This is a genomic window from Falsiroseomonas sp. E2-1-a20 (assembly GCF_051433195.1).
Lineage (GTDB): Bacteria > Pseudomonadota > Alphaproteobacteria > Acetobacterales > Acetobacteraceae > Falsiroseomonas.
The window spans coordinates 167,879-184,272 of sequence record NZ_JBHMFT010000010.1; the positions used below are offsets into that span (position 1 = coordinate 167,879).

General features: G+C 74.0%; 18 protein-coding genes. 9 read left to right on the top strand and 9 right to left on the bottom strand.

Features of this window, described 5'->3' with window-relative positions:
- Nucleotides 1-7: 7 nt before the first annotated feature.
- Together ACFHPP_RS14485 and ACFHPP_RS14490 are read left to right on the top strand one after the other, a co-directional pair.
- Nucleotides 8-412, top strand: coding sequence for a YciI family protein (locus ACFHPP_RS14485; RefSeq protein ID WP_437163954.1), 405 nt, complete (start codon nt 8-10; stop codon nt 410-412).
- 4 nt (nt 413-416) lie between these two features.
- Nucleotides 417-1,307, top strand: a complete 891-nt coding sequence (locus tag ACFHPP_RS14490; protein ID WP_437163955.1) for a 3-keto-5-aminohexanoate cleavage protein — start codon at nt 417-419, stop codon at nt 1,305-1,307.
- A gap of 6 nt (nt 1,308-1,313) precedes the next feature.
- Here ACFHPP_RS14490 and ACFHPP_RS14495 read toward each other — a convergent pair whose 3' ends face one another.
- Entirely contained in the window at nt 1,314-2,099 is a 786-nt protein-coding gene (locus ACFHPP_RS14495; protein ID WP_437163956.1) for a hypothetical protein, read from the bottom strand.
- A gap of 67 nt (nt 2,100-2,166) precedes the next feature.
- Nucleotides 2,167-3,234: a S1C family serine protease gene (locus ACFHPP_RS14500; RefSeq protein WP_437163957.1), complete on the bottom strand. Its 1,068-nt coding sequence runs from the start codon at nt 3,232-3,234 to the stop codon at nt 2,167-2,169.
- On the opposite strand from ACFHPP_RS14500, the gene ACFHPP_RS14505 reads away from it, so the two are divergent.
- The 5 genes from ACFHPP_RS14505 (at nt 3,233) to ACFHPP_RS14525 (ending at nt 6,805) form a co-directional block, all read left to right on the top strand.
- On the top strand, nt 3,233-3,370 hold the full coding sequence (locus ACFHPP_RS14505; protein WP_437163958.1) for a hypothetical protein: 138 nt from the start codon (nt 3,233-3,235) through the stop codon (nt 3,368-3,370). The two genes, ACFHPP_RS14500 and ACFHPP_RS14505, sit on opposite strands and share 2 nt — an antisense overlap.
- 64 nt (nt 3,371-3,434) lie before the next feature.
- On the top strand, nt 3,435-5,846 hold the full coding sequence (locus ACFHPP_RS14510) for a heavy metal translocating P-type ATPase (RefSeq protein ID WP_437163959.1): 2,412 nt from the start codon (nt 3,435-3,437) through the stop codon (nt 5,844-5,846).
- A complete protein-coding gene (gene cueR, locus ACFHPP_RS14515; RefSeq protein ID WP_437163960.1) occupies nt 5,843-6,235 on the top strand; it encodes a Cu(I)-responsive transcriptional regulator in 393 nt (130 codons plus the stop codon). Before ACFHPP_RS14510 ends, cueR begins: the two co-directional genes overlap by 4 nt.
- A complete protein-coding gene (locus ACFHPP_RS14520; protein WP_437163961.1) occupies nt 6,232-6,429 on the top strand; it encodes a heavy-metal-associated domain-containing protein in 198 nt (65 codons plus the stop codon). The genes cueR and ACFHPP_RS14520 overlap by 4 nt, the downstream gene beginning before the upstream one ends.
- A 58-nt stretch (nt 6,430-6,487) precedes the next feature.
- The gene (locus ACFHPP_RS14525; RefSeq protein ID WP_437163962.1) at nt 6,488-6,805 is read left to right on the top strand and encodes a hypothetical protein; all 318 of its coding nucleotides are present in this window, start codon (nt 6,488-6,490) and stop codon (nt 6,803-6,805) included.
- Here ACFHPP_RS14525 and ACFHPP_RS14530 read toward each other — a convergent pair.
- The 7 genes from ACFHPP_RS14530 to ACFHPP_RS14560 all read right to left on the bottom strand — a co-directional run bounded on the left by ACFHPP_RS14530 (nt 6,760) and on the right by ACFHPP_RS14560 (nt 15,212).
- Nucleotides 6,760-7,917: a glycosyltransferase gene (locus ACFHPP_RS14530; RefSeq protein WP_437163963.1), complete on the bottom strand. Its 1,158-nt coding sequence runs from the start codon at nt 7,915-7,917 to the stop codon at nt 6,760-6,762. The genes ACFHPP_RS14525 and ACFHPP_RS14530 overlap by 46 nt on opposite strands.
- The gene (locus tag ACFHPP_RS14535) at nt 7,914-9,344 is read right to left on the bottom strand and encodes a glycosyltransferase family 4 protein (RefSeq protein ID WP_437163964.1); all 1,431 of its coding nucleotides are present in this window, start codon (nt 9,342-9,344) and stop codon (nt 7,914-7,916) included. The genes ACFHPP_RS14530 and ACFHPP_RS14535 overlap by 4 nt, the downstream gene beginning before the upstream one ends.
- Nucleotides 9,331-10,527 (bottom strand): DegT/DnrJ/EryC1/StrS family aminotransferase, encoded by a 1,197-nt coding sequence (locus ACFHPP_RS14540; RefSeq protein WP_437163965.1) that lies wholly within the window; start codon nt 10,525-10,527, stop codon nt 9,331-9,333. Before ACFHPP_RS14540 ends, ACFHPP_RS14535 begins: the two co-directional genes overlap by 14 nt.
- A 95-nt stretch (nt 10,528-10,622) precedes the next feature.
- Entirely contained in the window at nt 10,623-11,258 is a 636-nt protein-coding gene (locus ACFHPP_RS14545; RefSeq protein ID WP_437163966.1) for a sugar transferase, read from the bottom strand.
- Complete coding sequence (locus tag ACFHPP_RS14550) at nt 11,242-12,465, bottom strand: O-antigen ligase family protein (RefSeq protein ID WP_437163967.1); 1,224 nt, start codon at nt 12,463-12,465, stop codon at nt 11,242-11,244. The genes ACFHPP_RS14545 and ACFHPP_RS14550 overlap by 17 nt, the downstream gene beginning before the upstream one ends.
- Entirely contained in the window at nt 12,462-13,328 is an 867-nt protein-coding gene (locus ACFHPP_RS14555) for a hypothetical protein (RefSeq protein WP_437163968.1), read from the bottom strand. The genes ACFHPP_RS14550 and ACFHPP_RS14555 overlap by 4 nt, the downstream gene beginning before the upstream one ends.
- Before the next feature lie 57 nt (nt 13,329-13,385).
- Nucleotides 13,386-15,212: a heparinase II/III domain-containing protein gene (locus ACFHPP_RS14560; protein WP_437163969.1), complete on the bottom strand. Its 1,827-nt coding sequence runs from the start codon at nt 15,210-15,212 to the stop codon at nt 13,386-13,388.
- A gap of 79 nt (nt 15,213-15,291) precedes the next feature.
- Here ACFHPP_RS14560 and ACFHPP_RS14565 point away from each other — a divergent pair, with 79 nt between their 5' ends.
- Complete coding sequence (locus ACFHPP_RS14565) at nt 15,292-15,702, top strand: hypothetical protein (protein ID WP_437163970.1); 411 nt, start codon at nt 15,292-15,294, stop codon at nt 15,700-15,702.
- A 252-nt stretch (nt 15,703-15,954) separates the two neighbouring features.
- A partial coding sequence (locus ACFHPP_RS14570; protein ID WP_437163971.1) for a sulfotransferase occupies nt 15,955-16,394 on the top strand: 440 nt, incomplete at its 3' end.

A 16,394-nucleotide genomic window follows, 5' to 3' on the forward strand; every position in this document is an offset into this window, starting at 1 on the left:
GTGCAGGGTGGGGCGGCGCCCCATCCTGCCCTGCCGGCACGATTTCCGCCACGCCACCGGGCATGCGATCCTGCGGGACACCGACCCGAAAGGCGCCGCCCGCATGTTGTTCCTGATCCAATGCACCCAGGTCGCCGAGGGCGCCGGCATCCGCGCCGCGCATTACGAGGCGCATCGCGCCTACCTCCGCGCCAGCCCCGTCGACCTCAAGCTGTCCGGCCCCATGGTGACGGATGAGGCGGAGACGCCGATCGGCTCCGTCTTCATCGTCGACGTGCCGGACCGCGCCGCGGCCGAGGCCTTCGCGTCCGGGGACCCCTTTGCAAAGGCCGGGTTGTTCGAGAAGGTGACGGTCACGCGCTTCCTCGACATCACGCGCGGCAGGCCGGCCTTCGGCCCCAAGGGAGAATAACGCAATGCGCCGCAAGGTCATGCTCACCTGCGCCGTCACCGGCAACATCACCACCCCGGAACAGACCCCGCACCTGCCGATCACGCCGGAGCAGATCGCCAACGCCGCCATCGACTGCGCCAAGGCCGGCGCCGCCATCGCGCACATCCATGTGCGCAACCCGGAAACGGGCCGCCCCAGCATGGAGATCCCGCTGTACCGGGAGGTGATGGACCGCATCCGGTCCTCCGGCACCGACGTGGTCATCAACCTCACCACCGGCCCCGGCGGCCGCTTCGTGCCCTCCCGCGACAATCCGCGCCAGGCGGCGGAGGGCAGCACGCTGATCGCCCCGGAAGCCCGCGTCGCGCATATCGTGGAGCTGAAGCCGGAAATCGCCACGCTCGACATGAACACCATGTGGTCGGGCAGCGGCGTGGTCATCAACGCGCCCTGGTCGATCACCCGGATGGCCGAACTCATCTACTCGGTCGGCACCATCCCGGAACTCGAAGTGTTCGACAGCGGCGACATCGCATTGGCAAAAAACCTGATGCAGCAGGGCGTGCTGAAGGGGCCCTGCCTGTTCCAGGTCTGCATGGGCATCCGCTGGGGCTTCGACTGGACGCCGGAGACGCTGCACTACGCGAAGTCCATCATCCCCGCCGGCAGCCCCTGGGCCGCCTTCGCCATCGGCCGCATGGAATTCCCCATGCTGGCGCAGGCCTGGCTGCTCGGCGGCCATGTCCGCGTCGGGCTGGAGGACAACATCTACCTGAACAAGGGCGAGCTGGCCGTCAGCAACACCGTGCTGGTGGAACGCGCGGTGCGCATCCTGCGCGAATTCGGCATCGAGACGATGACGGCGGCGGAGGCGCGGGCGGAGCTGTCGCAGGTCGGCGGCTGGAGCCGGTAGCCTGCGCTACCTGCCCGCCGGCAGGCTGTAGATCAGCGCGGCGCGCAGCCGGTAGCGGGCCGAATCATCGTTCAGCCCCGCCCCGGCGGCGACACCGAGGGATGTGTTGCCCCAAAGGGTGCGGGAGAAGCCGGCCTCGGCAAAGCGCTGCGCCTGCTCCCCCCTGTCCTGGCTCTCCTCGACATAGCCGGCGACCAGCAACGTCTCCGGCGCGACGACATGGCTGATGGCGGCGCCCAGCACATGGCCGTGGCGTCGCTCCCCCGGCTCGGGATCGGGCCGCGCCACCCAGCTTCCCGTCAAATGCAGTCCGAAGGCGCCGGGGCCGCTGCCGGTGATCCAGCTGGCGACGGCGCCGAGATCGGTGGCGATGCCGCCATGCCCCGGCCCGAAGGGCAGGTTCGCCCCGGCGAAGACGGCGACGCTTGGCACCCAGCCTGCCTGGTCCAGCAGCCGGTAGGTGACCGCCGGCGCGACGCTGCCCTGGTTGGCGCCGCCGTCGTCACCAAAGCCGTAGCCGCCGCCCAGGCTGAGCTCCAGCCGGTCCGTCACGCCGTATTTCAGCGTCGGCCCGGCATCGAAGAGGTCACGGCCGTCCCGGCTTCGCGCGAAGCCGCCCTCCAATTCGAACTGGAAGTCGCCGGCACCCTGGGTGAAGGTATCGCCGACCGAGAAGGGCGCACCGGTCCCGGGGGTCGCCCCTTCCTCCTGGGCCAGGACCTGGGATGTAGACACCGGGGATGCAGCCAGCAGCAGCGACGCCGCGGGCAGGCAAAGCCATCGGAAGCTCATCGGGGTCGCCCTCCACCACGCTGCTCACGCGTGCGGACCTGAACGCGCCGCTGGCGCGAAGTTCCGGTCAGCCCTCGCAGCGCAGCAGCACGGTGGCGCGGTGGGCGATGTCGCCGACATCGGCGGCGCTGAGCTCCGCGCCGCGGCTCTCGGCGGTGCGGAAGGAGATTCCGGCGCGGCGCAGGAAGGCCTGCGCGGCTTCGCCCCGCACCGCGAAGTTCACGTTGTCCACGTTCTGCACGCGGCGGCTGTCCAGCTTCGCCACCACCACGCCCACCACATGGCCCTGCATGTCCAGCAGCGGCCCGCCGGAATTGCCGGGCTGTACTTCGGCGCTGATCTGGATGGTGTTGGGGTCGTTGCGGATGCCGGCCAGGCCATTGACCTCGCCACGGGTCAGCTTCGGGTCGGCCGAGAGCAGGTTGCTCAGCGGGAAGCCGTAGGCCACCACGCCCTCGCCACGGCGCAGCGTCGGCGCGTTGCGGAATTCCAGCGCCGGGCCGTTGGCGCCGGGGATGCTGAGCACGGACAGGTCCAGCGCCCGGTCCACCCGCGCCGGCGGCACCGCGGCCAGCCAGGCGCCACCCGGCATGCGCGCCAGGATGCGGTCGCAGCCGCCCACCACATGCTGGTTGGTCATCACCAGGCCCGGCGCCACCAGGAAGCCGGTGCCGGTGCTGACGCGGCGGGCATTCGCGTTCGGCCGCGCGGCGGCCACCTGAGGCGTGGCCGGCGGCGTCGCGGCGGCCGCCGGTGCCGCGGCGGTGTAAAGCTCCACCCGCGGCGTCGTGCAGATGTCCTGGTTGCGCGCCAGGGCCTCCCGCCCATCGGCGAGCACCAGGCGGATGTCGAAGCGGCAGCCGGCCTCGGCGCCGGGACGCATGGCGAAGGCGGCGTTGGTGGGCAGCGGGCCGCGGTTCAGCAGGTTGCCGCCCCAATCGGTCCGCCCGCTGCGCACGGCATGCAGCGCCGTGGCCGCCTGGCCGGTGCGGTTGACGATGCGCACCGGCTCCGCCGGATCAGGTGCGGCCGCATTGGGCGCCGACTGGGCCCAGGCGGGAGCGGCCAGCGGGCTCGGGAGCGGCGCGAGCGCCAGGGCGGGAAGCAGCAGCAGGGCGCGCAGGGTTTGATTCATGATGCCGGCGATGTCGGGCCGGGCCGGGCGCAGGTCAACGGGCGCAGGTCAATGGGCGCAGGTCAAACGGGCGGCCGCGAACCTGCGCTGGATCAATGAATTTGCCCACCGCTCGGGCATTCTTCCGGTCGCCTGATGCACCCCTTGACCTTCCCATTGTGGGAAACCCCACCTGCCTGGACATGGAAAGCACCGCCCTGATGCCCGAGGCGCCCGTCGCCGCCCCCACCCGCCTCACCTTGCCCATCGAGGGCATGACCTGCGCCAGCTGCGCCGGCCGGGTGGAACGCGCGCTGCACGGCGTGCCGGGGGTGACGGAGGCGCAGGTGAACCTCGCCGCCGAGCAGGTCCGCGTCACCGGCACCGCCCCGCCCGAAGCGCTCGCCGCCGCCATCCAGGCCGCCGGCTATGCGGTGCCGCAGACGCGGCGCGAGATCGGCGTGGAGGGCATGACCTGCGCCAGCTGCGCCGGCCGCGTGGAACGCGCGCTGCGGGCGGTGCCAGGCGTGGCGGAAGCCTCGGTGAACCTGGCCTCGGAACGCGTCAGCCTGCGCCTGCTGCTGCCGGTGGAGGACGCCGTCCTGGCCGCGGCGCTGTCCCGCGCCGGCTATCGCCTCGCCGCGCTGGAGGATGCGCCGGAGGCCGCGGAGGATGCCGCGGCGGCAAAGCTGCGGCGCGAGAAGCGGGACCTGCTGGTCGCCGGGCTGCTGGCGGCGCCCTTCCTGGTCGGCATGCTCGGCATGCCGCTGGGCCAGGACTGGATGCCGAATGGCTGGCTGCAACTGGCGCTCGCTTTGCCGGTGCAGTTCTGGTTCGGCGCGCGCTTCTACCGCGCCGCCTGGGGTGCGCTGCGCGCCGGCACCGGCAACATGGACCTGCTGGTCGCCATCGGCACCACCAGCGCCTTCCTGCTGTCCTTTTTCCTGCTGCTGCAGCACGGCGGCGGCCACGCGCACGCGCTGTATTTCGAGGCGGCGGTGGTCGTCATCCTGTTCGTCATGCTCGGCAAGCACCTGGAAGCCCGCGCCCGCCGCGGCACCGGCGCCGCGCTGCGCGCCCTGCTCGACCTGCGCCCCCGCACCGCGCGCCTGCTGGCCGACGATGGCTCGGAGCGGGAGGTGCCGGCGGCCTCCGTCATGCCGGGCGACCTGGTCGTGCTGCGCCCGGGGGAGCGTGTGCCGGTGGATGGCCTGGTCGAACAGGGCGAGGCCGGGCTCGATGAAAGCGCGCTGACCGGCGAAAGCCGGCCGGTCGAGAAGACACCGGGCAGCAAGCTTGCCACCGGCACCGTCGTGCTGGATGGCCGCCTGGTGCTGCGCACCACGGCGGTGGGTGCCGAGACCACGCTGGCCCGCGTCGCCGCCCTGGTCTCCGCCGCGCAGGCCAGCCGGGCGCCGGTGCAGAAGCTGGTCGACCGGATTTCCGCGATCTTCGTACCGGTGGTGATCGTCATCGCCCTGGCGACGCTCGGTTTCTGGCTGCTGGCCGGCGCGGGGTTCGAGGTGGCGCTGCTGAACGCGGTCGCCGTGCTGGTCATCGCCTGCCCCTGCGCGCTGGGGCTCGCCACGCCCGCCGCCATCATGGCCGGCACCGGCGCCGCCGCCCGCGCCGGCATCCTGGTGCGCGACGCGGAGGCGATCGAGCGCGGCCAGCGCATCACCCTGGTCGCCTTCGACAAGACCGGCACGCTGAGCGAGGGCCGCCCGCGCCTCGCCGCGCTGCACCCGGCCCCCGGCATGACGGCGGAGGCTGCGCTGGCTTTCGCCGCCGCCCTGCAATCCGGCAGCGAGCACCCGCTGGCCCGCGCGGTGCTGGAGGCCGGCACGGACAAGGTCGCCGCCGCCGAAAGCTTCCGCGCCCTGCCCGGCCGCGGCGTCGAAGGCGTGGTGCAGGGCCGCCGCCTGGCGCTCGGCAGCCCGCGCCTGCTGGTGGAATCCGGCGCCGAGCCGGGCGAACTCGCGGCGCGCGCGGCAACGGAGGCCGCGTCCGGCCGCAGCCTCGCCTGGCTGCTGGACACCGAGGCGCGGGACGTCCTGGCGCTGCTCGCCTTCGAGGATGCGCTGAAGCCGGGCGCCGCCGGCGCCGTCGCCGCGCTGGGCGGCATGGGGCTGCAGGTCGCGCTGCTCAGCGGCGACAACCAGCCCGCCGCCGAGGCCGCCGCCCGCGCCGTCGGCATCACCCGTGTCGCCGCCGAGGTCCTGCCGCAGGACAAGCTGGAGCACATCCAGGCCTGGCAGCGCGAAGGCTTGCGCATCGCCATGGTCGGCGATGGCGTGAACGACGCCCCGGCGCTGGCGGCGGCCGACCTCGGCATCGCCATGGGCACCGGCACCGATGTCGCCATGGCGGCGGCCGGAATCACGCTGATGCGCGGCGACCCGGCGCTGGTGCCGGCCGCGCTCGACATCACTCGCAGAACCTACCGCAAGCTGAAGGAGAATCTGGCATGGGCCTTCGCATACAATCTGATCGGGATCCCGCTGGCGGCCTTCGGCCTGCTGTCGCCGGCCTTGGCGGGGGCGGCCATGGCGCTGTCCTCGGTTTCGGTGCTGGCGAACGCCCTGCTGCTGGCCCGCTGGCGCGGTCCCGCCACGCCGGAGCCAGCGGCATGAACATCGGCGAGGCCGCGGCGCAGTCCGGCGTCTCCGCCAAGATGATCCGCCACTACGAAGCGATCGGGCTGATCGACGCGCAGCGCCGGCCGAACGGCTACCGCGCCTATGGCCCGCAGGATGTCGCGGTGCTGCGCTTCATCCGCCACGCCCGCGACCTCGCCTTCCCGCTGGAGGATATCCGCCGGCTGCTGGCCCTGTGGCGCGACCGGTCCCGCGCCAGCGCCGACGTGAAGCGCATGGCGATGGACCATGTGACGGCGCTGGAGACCAAGGCCGCCTCGCTGCAAGCGGTGGCCGAGAGCCTGCGCCACCTGGCGCAGCATTGCGGCGGCGACGACCGGCCGGATTGCCCGATTCTTGCGGAACTAGAAGGGGTGCGCCGATGACCCAGGACCTGCACGTCAGCGGCATGACCTGCGGCCACTGCGCCCGCGCCGTCACCACCGCGATCCAGGCGCGCGACCCGGCGGCGAAGGTCGAGGTGGACCTGGCGGCCGGCCGGGTGAAGGCGGAAACCAGCCTGAGCCGAGCGGACCTGGCCGCGGCGATCACCGGCGAAGGCTACGCCGTCACCGGCTGAGGCAACGAACGCAACGCACCTCCCGGCGTTCGCCACCCGTACCAGACGAGGCGGGCGGATGAGTTTGTTCGGGGCCGGGGCGGCCGACATGTTCAAGTGGCTGGCGACGGGCTGCACCATCCTCGGCGCGGGGATGACGGCGGCCGATCTCGGGCGGCGCGCCACCGGCTGGGGCTTTGCCGTGCTGGCGACCGGCTCCGCCTGTTGGCTGGTGGCGGCGCAGATGGAACAGGAAAGCCAGCTTGGCCTGACCAACCTGGTGCTGCTGGTGCTGAACGCCGCCGGGGTCTGGCGCTGGCTGGTGCGCAAGGCGCCGGGCCATGGCGCCGCTCAGGGTGCAGGCGATGGAGGCGCCAAGCTGCGCCCGGCCGAATAGGCTTCCGGCACGGCCAGCAGCCGGCGGTACAGCCGCACCAGCCGCGCCGCCTCCGGCGCCCAGCCGAAGCGCCGCAGCGCCGCGTCCCGGCCGCGCGCGCCCATCGCGGCGCGCAGCGCGGGGTCGGCCAGGGATTGCACCGCCGCGGCCAGCGCCGCCGCATCGGTCACGTCCACTGCCAGCCCGCAGCCGGCCTCCGCCACCACCGCCGCCACTTCCCCGGCGAAGTCGGGCACGATGACGGGCAGGCCGGCCAGCATGCAGTCGAACAGCTTGTGCGGCAGCGCCAGCCGATGGTTCTCGACCCCCGGCTGGAACAGCACCAGGCCGATGTCGCACGCCGCCGCCAGGGCCACCGCCGCGTCGCGGTCCATCCAGCCATGCCGCGCGATGCGCCCGGCAACCCCCAGCGCCTGCGCCCGCGCCCGAAAATCCGGCTCGCTGGCATCGGTGAAGCGGCCGATGAGGCACAGCCGGGCGTTGGGCAGGCCGGCCAGCAGCGCCGGCATCAGCAGCGCCCCGCGGGATGCCCCGAGCGCGCCGAGATGCAGCAGGGTCACCGGCCCGGCACGGTGCCGCCGCGGCGCCACCGCCACCGGCGTCGCGTAGTTGCGCACCGGCGTGCAGCGCGCCGCGCCGCCGTAATCCCCGGCCAGCCCGTCCTTCGCCACCACCACCGCATCCGCCCGCGCCGCCAGCACCCGGCAGGCGCCGCGCAGCGCCGCGCGCGCCAGCGGCCGCAGCGGCGCCGGCAGCCTTGCGTCGAGGCGGGAGGGGTAGTGCTCGTGCACGTCCAGCACCAGCCGCGCGCCGCAGCGCCGCGCCGCCAGCAGCCCGGCGAGCCAGCTATCCGGCTCATGCGCATGGATCACCGCCGGCCGCGCCGCCGCCGCCCGCCGCGCCAGGGCCGGGATGCCCCGCAGGCGGCCGAGCCAGCCACGCGGCGGCCCGAAGGTCTCGAGCCCCACCCCGTGCAACGTCTCCGGCGCCGCATCGCCCGGCGCCAGGTGCCGCACCCGGAAGCCGGCCGCCACCAGCGCCGCCCCCTCCTTGGCGACGATCCGCACATCGGTGGCCGGGTGGGCGGCCGAGAGCATCAGGACCAGGCTCAACCGCCCATGCTTCCCGGCCCCATGCTTCCCGGCCCCAGGCTTCCCGGTCCCAGGCTTCCCGGTCCCAGGCTTCCCGGCCCCAGGCTTCCCGGCCCGCTCGCCGCGACCCTGCGCGGCACATGCCCGGCCACCGCCTCCACCACCGCGACCAGCCGCGCGGCGATCCGGCGGCTGTCCAACTGCCGTTCGGCGACGATGCGGGCGGCGCGCGCCATCGCCGCCCGCCTCGGCGGGTCCATCGCCATCGCCAGCAGCGCCGCTGCCAGCGAATCCGCATCGCCCGGCGGCACCGACAGGCCGCAGCCGTTTTCCGCCAGCAGCCGGGCGGCGCGGCCCGGCACGTTGGCCACCACCGGCAGCCCTGAGGCGAGGGCTTCCGCCAGCTTGTTCGGCGCCGTCCATTCGGCGAATTCCGGCACCGGCGCCAGGCACAGCAGCCCGATGTCGGCACCCGCCAGCAGCCGGGCCAGATGCGGCTTGGGCAGCGGGTCGAGGAAGCTGACCGGCAGGCGTTCCGCGGCGGCGCGGGCCATCAGCGCCGGCTTTTCCGCCCCCTCGCCCACCAGCACCAGCCGCAGGCCGGTGCCGCGCAGGCGGGCGGCGGCCTCCAGCAACTGGCCGAGCCCGTTCGCCGGGCCATGCGCGCCGGCATAGACCGCCAGGATTTCCGCCGGCCCGATCTCGGGCGGGCGCCAGGGCGGCGTCGCCGGGTGGAACAGCACCAGGTCGGCGCCCTGCGGCAACACCCGCACACGGTCCGGATCGGCGCCGCGGTCGAGCGCCGTGCGCGCCATGCCATCGGTCAGCGCCACCACCGAGGCGGCGCGCCGGCAGGCAGCGTCGGCCAGCAGGCCGAGCGCCGACAGCACCGCGCCGGGCACGCCGCGCCCGCCCTGCGCCATGGCGCCGCGGGACAGGGCATCGGGCAGTTCCGGCCAGGGATCGCGGATCTCGAAGATGAAGGGCGTGCCGCGCAGCCGGCGGGCGAACAGTGCCGGAATGGCGACGGTGGGCGGGGTGGAGGAGGCGAGCACCAGGTCCCAACCGCGTCCCCCCGGACGCTCCAGCGCCAGCCGCGTGGCGCGGGCGGCGAAGCGCAGGAAGGCGTGTGCGCGGGCCGGCAGGCGCTGGGCGTTGCCGCAGGGAATGTCGAACTCCACCACCTCGAACCCCGCGACCGGCCCGCTGCGGCGGCCGCGGGCGAAGGGGCCGGACAGGCCGCTGACGGCCCCCGCGTAGCGCCCGCAGGCCAGCGTCACCGCATGCCCGGCGGCGGCCAGGGCGGCGGCGTGGTGGTAGGCGCGGGTGGCGGTGGCGCCGGCGGGAGTGGAGAAATGCTGGTGCAGGTACAGGATGCGCAGTCCGCCGGGCGGCTCCGGCCCGATGCGCCCCTCGGCGGCGGTGGTGGCGCCTTCAGAAGCGCGCACAGTGGCGCACCGCCTCGATGACGCGGTCCTGGTCCGCGGCGGTCATGGCGCTGCCGGAGGGCAGGCACAGGCCACGCTCGAACAGGGCCGCCGCCACCCCGCCGCCGGCCTGCGGCGCGTCCCGGAATGCCGGCTGCAGGTGCAGCGGCTTCCAGGCCGGGCGGCTTTCCACGCCTGCGGCCTCCAGCGCACGGCGCAGGTGCTCGCGGTCCGCGCCGAAGCCGGCCGGGTCGACCAGCGCCACGCTCAGCCAGCGATTGGCGCGGCCCCAGGCCGGCTCGGCGATGAAGCCGAGGCCCGGCAGGTCGCCCAGCCCCTCCGCATAGGAATCGAAGATCGCCCGGCGGCGCGCGACGCGGGCCGGCAGCACCGCCAGCTGCGCCAGGCCCAGCGCCGCGAGCACGGAGGACAGGCCGTAGGCGTAGCCCGTGGTCTCATGCTGGTAATGCGCCCCCGGCTCCCGCGCCTGGCCCGCCAGGTGGCGGGCGCGGGCGATCAGCGCGGGATCGTCGCTGGCCAGCGCCCCGCCGCCGCCGGCGGTGACGATCTTGTTGCCGTTGAAGGAGAACACCGCGAGCAGCGCGCCGTGCCCGGCATGGCGCCCGCCGCGCTGCGTCGCGCCCATCGCGGCGGCACTGTCGCACATCACCGGCACGCCCCAGCGGTCGCAGGCGGCGATGATGGCATCGAGGTCGCAGCACTGGCCATACAGATCCACCGGCACCACCACGCGCGGCAGCCGGCCCCGGCGCGCGGCCCGCGCCAACTCCTCCGCCAGCAGGCCGGGGTCCAGGCTCCAGCCGGTCGGCGTCACGTCCAGGAAGCGCGGGGTCGCGCCCATCTGCACCGCCGGCGCCACCGTGGCCACGAAGGTCATCGCCGGCGCCCAGACCTCGTCGCCCGGCGCCACGCCCAGCATGCGGTAGCCCAGGTGCAGCGCCGCGGTGCCGGAGGTGGTGGCCAGGACGTGCGGGAAGCCGGTGGTGGCGGCGATGCCGGCCTCGAAGGCGGCGGGGGCGGGTCCGGCCGGGGCCAGCCAGCCGGAGTCCAGCGTCCGGCGCACCGCCTCCAGCTCGCTGCCCGCCAGATGCGGCGGGGACAGCAGAAGGCGCGGCTGCGGCAGGCGGGCCGGGAAGGGCAGGATGGAGGCCAGGGCCTGCTGATGCGCCGCGGGATGAACCATGGGGTTGATCATTACCGTGCTGGTTCAGCATTTAAGTTGAATTGGTAACGAAGGCGCAAGCTTTCCATGTGCAGCCACCTCCGATCGCGGCTGTTTCACGCCTCGGGACGCTTCAGCTCTCCGTCGGGTGGTAACGGGCGTCCTTCCAATGGTGGCATGGTTGCATGGCCGGGCGCGGCATGTCCCTGCCCGCGCAGCAGCACCAGCAGGCTTCGCGCCGCCAGCATCAGGTCGCGGCGGAGGCGCAACGGGCCGGCCGCGTAGTCGGCGCCCAGTTCCAGGCGCTGCGGCCAGGCCACCGCGTTGCGGCCGGCGGCGACGCCCGGCCCGAGCAGGCCCGGCCGCACCCGCAGCCGCTGCGCCTGCCGCGCGGAGTAGAAGGCGAGGTAGCCCAGCGGCAGCGGCCGTGGCCCGACCAGGCTCATCTCGCCGCGCAGCACGTTGACCAGTTGCGGCAGTTCATCGAGCCCGCTGGCGCGCAGCGCGCGGCCGAAGCCGGTCAGGCGTTCCGAGTCGGGCGCCGCGCCCGGTGCCATGGAGCGGAACTTCAGCAGGGTGAAGGGCCGCCCCCGGAGGCCCGCGCGCGGCTGCACGAACAGCAGCGGCCGCCCAAGCCGCAGCCACACCGCCAGCGCCACCAGCAGGAAGACCGGCGTCAGCAGCGGCAGCAGCAGCAAGGCCGCCACGACGTCGAGCAGCCGCTTGCCGAAGCGCTCATACATGGGCGGCATGCCCCAGCCATGCCGGCTGCGGCGGGCGCGCCACCACCGCCAGGCTCAGCGCCAGCCCGAGGGCGAACCAGGCCATGCGGTTGCCGAGGTCGGTCGAGACCATGATGGTCAGCGCCACCGGCAGCACCAGCGCCACGATGCGCGCCAGCCGCGCCGGCGCCACCAAGGGCGCCAGCCGAAACATCACCAGGACGGCGCCGCCGAAGGCACCGAGCCACAGCAGCAGCCCGGGCAGCCCGGCCTCGGCCAGTACCTCCAGCGCATGGTTGTGCGGGTAGCGGCCGCGCCATTCGCCGTGGCCCGCGGCGATGCCGAAGCCGCCGGTGCCGAGGCCGAACGGCGCCGCCTCCCCGCCCCAGCGCAACGCCTCGGCCCACAGGGCGCGGCGTGCCTCCAGCCCGGCGGGCTCGGCGGTCAGGCGCTCCAGCGTCCGCAGACCCTCGGCCAGTTCCGGGTGCAGCAGCAGCCAGAGGCCGCCAAGCGCCGCGGCGGCCGGGACGGCCAGCACCCAGGCCAACCCGGCGCCGCCGCGCAACCGCAGCGCGGGCGCGATGGCGATGCCGGCGAGCAGCGCCAGCAGCGCGGTGCGGCCGCCCGGCAGCAGCGCCGCCAGCGCCAGCGCCACCACCGCCAGCCACCAGCCGAGCCGCGCCGGCCAGCCGCGCGCCTCCACCGCTGCCACGGCCGCCAGCGCCGCCGCCGTGGCGAGCGCCAGCCCGGCGAGCTGGTGATGCACCGTGCCCCGGACCAGGTCCCGCGCCAGCGTGGCCCAGCCGGCCGAGGCGCCCCAGGCGATCAGCGCCGCCAGCAGCAGCCCGATGCCGAGGCAGGCGCGGCAGAAGCCGCGCCGCGCCGCATCCTCGGCGCCGACCAGCAGGCCGGCGGCCAGCATGACGGGGGCAACGAGCGCAACCTCCGGCAGCTTGGCCTCCGCCATCAGGCGGGAGGGCGTCCACGCCCCGGCCAGCACCAGCCACAGCCACAGCAGCGCCGCCGCCGCGACGGGCAGGGCGAGCGCCGGGGCGACGATCCAGCGCCGCGTCACCGCCAGCAGCGCGAACGCCGGGCACAGCAGCGCGAGGCTGGCGGTGGTGAGGTCGAAGGGCAGTGCGTCCAAAAGCGGCGCAGTCTTCAAGGCCCCGGACATCTGCAGCACGGCGGCGAGGCCCCCTGTCGCACCGGCCAGCAGGGAGGAGGCGCCGATCACTCGGCCGGCTCCAGATGCAGCGGGTGGCGCTGCGGCGTGGGCGCCAGCCGCAGCAGCACCCCGGCCGCCACCAGCGCCACCGCGGCCATCGGCGCCGTCACCAGCAGCAGCAGGGCCAGCAGCGCCCGGTTCGGCTGCGAGGGCCGCAACTCCACCCGGGGCGCGGAGACGATGCGCGCCGCCACCGCCTCATCCGCCGCCACCACCAGCCCGACGCGCTGCTGCTGGGCCAGCATCTCGTACAGGGACTGGCGCAGATACAGGTCGGTTTCGCGGGCCAGCCGCAGTTCCAGCGCGGCGATGCGGCGCTGCGCCATCTCCTCCAGGTCCGCGCGCACCTTGGCCTCGGCGAAGCCGTGCAGGCGGCGCAGCATGTCCAGCGCCTCGTCGCGGTCGGGATGCGCCAGCGCCAGGGTCCAGGTGACGGCGCCCAGCGTCTGGGTCACCGCCAGGTTGCGCTCCAGCCAGCCGCGCGCGTCGTCGAGATCGGCGGTGATCCGCCATGCCATGGCCTCGCGCAGCAGCCCGGCCAGGCCCTCCGCCCGGCGCGCCGTCAGCCCCGCCAGCAGCGGCGTCGCCTCGGCCAGCATCGCCGCCGCCTCCACGGATCGCAGGGCGCCCAGATAGATCGCGAAATTGCCGGTCGGCCGCGGGTCCAGCAGCCCGGAAAATGCCGGGGAGGGCGAGAGCAGGGAGGAGGTGGCGATGCCCGTGGTCTCCGACGGCGCCACCAGCGCCTCCGCCACGAAGCTGCGCGGCAGGGACAGCAGCAGCAGGAGCCCCGCGGTGACCAGGGTGGTCGCGAGCAGGACCACGCGCCAGCGGCGTCCCCAAAGCTGAGCGACGAGCATTTCCAGCGGCATGCACGGCCTCTCCAGGACCGCATGATGTTAAAGATTTAAACCAAAATCAACCTATGGTTATGGAGCCAGGGTTACCTGCGTCACGATGGTCGAAACGCTGCGGCCGGCGTCGATCCGCAGAAGGGTCGCGCCCCGGATCTGCCCGTAGGCCGGGCTTTCCCAGCCCCGCTCCAGGCGAAACGCCGGTGGCGCGCCCGCTGGTTCGGCGGCGACCGCGACGCGGATGGCGCCATCGGTCGCGCCATCCGCCAGCAGTCGCCAGGGCCCGGGCGGCAGGCGCCAACGCAGCGTGGCGCCGCCGAAGCGGCCGGAGAGGTGGTCCGTCACGGTCCAGCACCGCCCCGCCACCGCCACCTTCCGCGCCTGGCCCGGCCCGGCCGCATCGCGCCGCGCCGCGCCATCCGCCAGCGGCGACAGGCGCGGCCAACGGGCGAACAGGAAGCGGCCGAGGCGCGGCATCGGCTCGGTGTCGTCGAACACCACGGCGTTGTGGGCGGCGGCGGAGGCCAGGGCCGCCGGCCACCAGGGCTCGGGCGGGTTGTAGGACCCGGTTCCGGCATCGCGCAGGATGGCGCGCGGGCCGTCGCGCAGCGTCAGGTGCAGCAGGTCCGACTGCGCCGGGCGGTAGCGCAGCCTGCCGCGGTGGCCATCGGTGCCGGTCCGCAGCACTGCGGTGGCGCCGGCCTCCGCCCAGCCCATGCTGCCGTCGGCACGCCAGCGCGCCGGGCGGTCCAGCCGCGATGCCGGCGCGGCGAGTCCGAGCCAGGCGGCGCCGGCATCCTCCGGCAGGTCGGCGCCGCATCCGGCGAACAGCCGGGCCGCGCGCTCGACGCTGCCGCGCGCATCTGCCGGGCCACGCAGGCCGAGATCGGCGAAGGCCGAGCCATCCTCCACCCCCAGATGCGGCGTCGAGCCATCCTCCGGCGCCACCAGCCGGTGCAGCCAGGCGGCCAGGGCGCCGGCGCGGGCGGCGAGGGGCGCGGGAAAGTCCGGCGCGCCGCGGCGCCGCCGCAGGACCTCGGCCACCGAGAGCACATCCAGCGCCAGCCGCGCATAGCCCGGCGAGACCTGCGCGAAGCCGCCATCCGGCGCCACCAGCCGCGCCACCGCCGCCGCCAGGCGCCGCGCCGCCCACGCCGCCGCCCGCGCCTCGCCCAGCAGCAGCGCGCAGGCATAGGCGCCGGCGGGCTCCGACAGGCTGTGGTTGTTGTCCTGCGCCGCGGCATAGGCCGGCGTCGCGGCGATGCGGCGGGCGCACAGCCGCAACAAGGCGCGGGCGGCCGGGGGCAGGGATCGGGGCGGGTCGCGGTCGGCGTCCAGCAGGGCCAGCGCCAGCGCGAGCGACAGCGCCCGCAGCGCCGCCTCCTGCCCGCAGGCCCAGGCCGGGCCACGGAAGGCGGGGTTCGCGGCGCACCAGGCGTGCAGGCGGGCCTCCGCCCGGTCCAGGTGGCCGCCGGCCGGATCGAGCCGCGCCGCCTGGGCCAGCAGCAGGATGTCGGCGAAGCGACTGGCCTCCCACACCGGGCGGACATCGCCCCGGGCGAACAGGTCCATCCCGAGCGCCGGTGCCATCGGGTCGTAGCGGCCGTGCCAGTCCGGTGCCTCCGGCAGCGCCGCCGTGGCGGCCAGGACGGCCGCCGCCACGCCGTCCACCAGCGGTGGCGCGGCAGGGGCGGAGGCCGGCAGGAAGCGGCCGGCCACGGGATGCGGCCCGGCCAGCGCCCGCTGCGGCAGTCCGGCGGCAAGGCGCGCACGGTGCAGCAGGATCAGCCCCACCGGGCGCGAACCAAGCCGCCAGGCCGCATCCAGCGTCAGCCAAAGCCGCGCCAGGCGCGGCCAGCTCGTGGTGCCGGATTCACCGATGAGGGGGAATTGGTCAGACATGAATGACGTGCCTATGCTACATCCAGGCTGAATTATGAAGAACACATTCACCCTTGGGTTGCGCCCTGGCCGAAGGCTCGTGCTCCTCCTTGCCATGCTGGGCCTGGGGCTCCCCGCGCTCGCGCAGCTTCCGGCGGCCGGCGACGGCATGGCCCTGGCCCCCCCGGCGCTGCCCGCCCTGATACCAAACGGCCTTCTGCCGAACGGCCTGCAGGTGCCGAACCTGCCGGCCGAGGCGCAGCAGGACATCCTGCAGCGCCTGCGCGACGCGGCCGCCGGCCGCGCGCCGCCACTGGGTGGCCCCCTGCCGGCGCCGAGCGCCCAGGCGGTGGAGCCGCAGGCCTTCCCGGCCCGACCTGCCCCCGCGGCACCCGCCACAGCCGCCGAACCGCTGTCGCATACCGAGGCGTTCTTCGCCGCGCGCCTCGGCCTGGCGCTGCGGCAGTTCGGCTATGACAGCTTCAGCGTTGGACGGAGTAGATCTATCTGATAACCCTCAATTCTTCCGGTGTCCGGCATGTCAGCCCACATTTCAGCCCACACGCTTACTCGCTCGTCTCCGGATGCGGCTTCAAACGGGCACCACCGCCGCGGATGGCCACGACGGAGAATCTGAATGCGGCTGCAGCGTGTCGGCCGTCGCTTCTGCTGTTGGCGCAGGGCGAAGGTCCGGTGAAGCGAAGTACGCGCCTTGTGCCAAGCTCGCATTTACGTCAATTTGGCTTACTGGCTGGACGTAACGATGGAAATGCAAAACACTTCATTCAACTTTCTGGTCGGTGGTGTCGCACGATCAGGAACCTCCGCACTCACGCAGGCATTGAACCTTTTGCCCGGTGTCTTTTGTGCTCATGAAGCCTCTTTGGGCTTGGAATTCGCCACGCAGGAGAACGATTTTGTTGGTCAGGTCCGCACTAAGTTTTCTGCTGCGCCGCCTGCCAGCTACAGGGGTCGCAACCTCGCGGTATTAAACGCGAAGCTTGCAGAAGGCCAAGTAGCGCATTTTGGGGACAAGCTACCCGATTACGCACTGCACTTAGACCATCTCGCACTCAAATATCCCTCGGTACGTCTGCTCTGTATTCACCGCTCACCTAAACACTTCGCCGCGTCATGGGATGCTGTTGCGCAGGCTGAAGCGTGGCACGGCGGCCGCATCGGTCTTTTCGGTATCTTCGACAT

What these genes read in the sequence shown, in the direction of transcription:
- ACFHPP_RS14525 (WP_437163962.1), top strand. Translation starts at nt 6,488, where the DNA reads ATGAGTTTGTTCGGGGCCGGGGCGGCCGACATGTTCAAGTGGCTGGCG.
- ACFHPP_RS14495 (WP_437163956.1), bottom strand. Translation starts at nt 2,099, where the DNA reads ATGAGCTTCCGATGGCTTTGCCTGCCCGCGGCGTCGCTGCTGCTGGCT.
- ACFHPP_RS14510 (WP_437163959.1), top strand. Translation starts at nt 3,435, where the DNA reads ATGCCCGAGGCGCCCGTCGCCGCCCCCACCCGCCTCACCTTGCCCATC.
- cueR (WP_437163960.1), top strand. Translation starts at nt 5,843, where the DNA reads ATGAACATCGGCGAGGCCGCGGCGCAGTCCGGCGTCTCCGCCAAGATG.
- ACFHPP_RS14500 (WP_437163957.1), bottom strand. Translation starts at nt 3,234, where the DNA reads ATGAATCAAACCCTGCGCGCCCTGCTGCTGCTTCCCGCCCTGGCGCTC.
- ACFHPP_RS14540 (WP_437163965.1), bottom strand. Translation starts at nt 10,527, where the DNA reads ATGGTTCATCCCGCGGCGCATCAGCAGGCCCTGGCCTCCATCCTGCCC.
- ACFHPP_RS14520 (WP_437163961.1), top strand. Translation starts at nt 6,232, where the DNA reads ATGACCCAGGACCTGCACGTCAGCGGCATGACCTGCGGCCACTGCGCC.
- ACFHPP_RS14555 (WP_437163968.1), bottom strand. Translation starts at nt 13,328, where the DNA reads ATGCCGCTGGAAATGCTCGTCGCTCAGCTTTGGGGACGCCGCTGGCGC.
- ACFHPP_RS14560 (WP_437163969.1), bottom strand. Translation starts at nt 15,212, where the DNA reads ATGTCTGACCAATTCCCCCTCATCGGTGAATCCGGCACCACGAGCTGG.
- ACFHPP_RS14490 (WP_437163955.1), top strand. Translation starts at nt 417, where the DNA reads ATGCGCCGCAAGGTCATGCTCACCTGCGCCGTCACCGGCAACATCACC.
- ACFHPP_RS14545 (WP_437163966.1), bottom strand. Translation starts at nt 11,258, where the DNA reads ATGCCGCCCATGTATGAGCGCTTCGGCAAGCGGCTGCTCGACGTCGTG.
- ACFHPP_RS14505 (WP_437163958.1), top strand. Translation starts at nt 3,233, where the DNA reads ATGATGCCGGCGATGTCGGGCCGGGCCGGGCGCAGGTCAACGGGCGCA.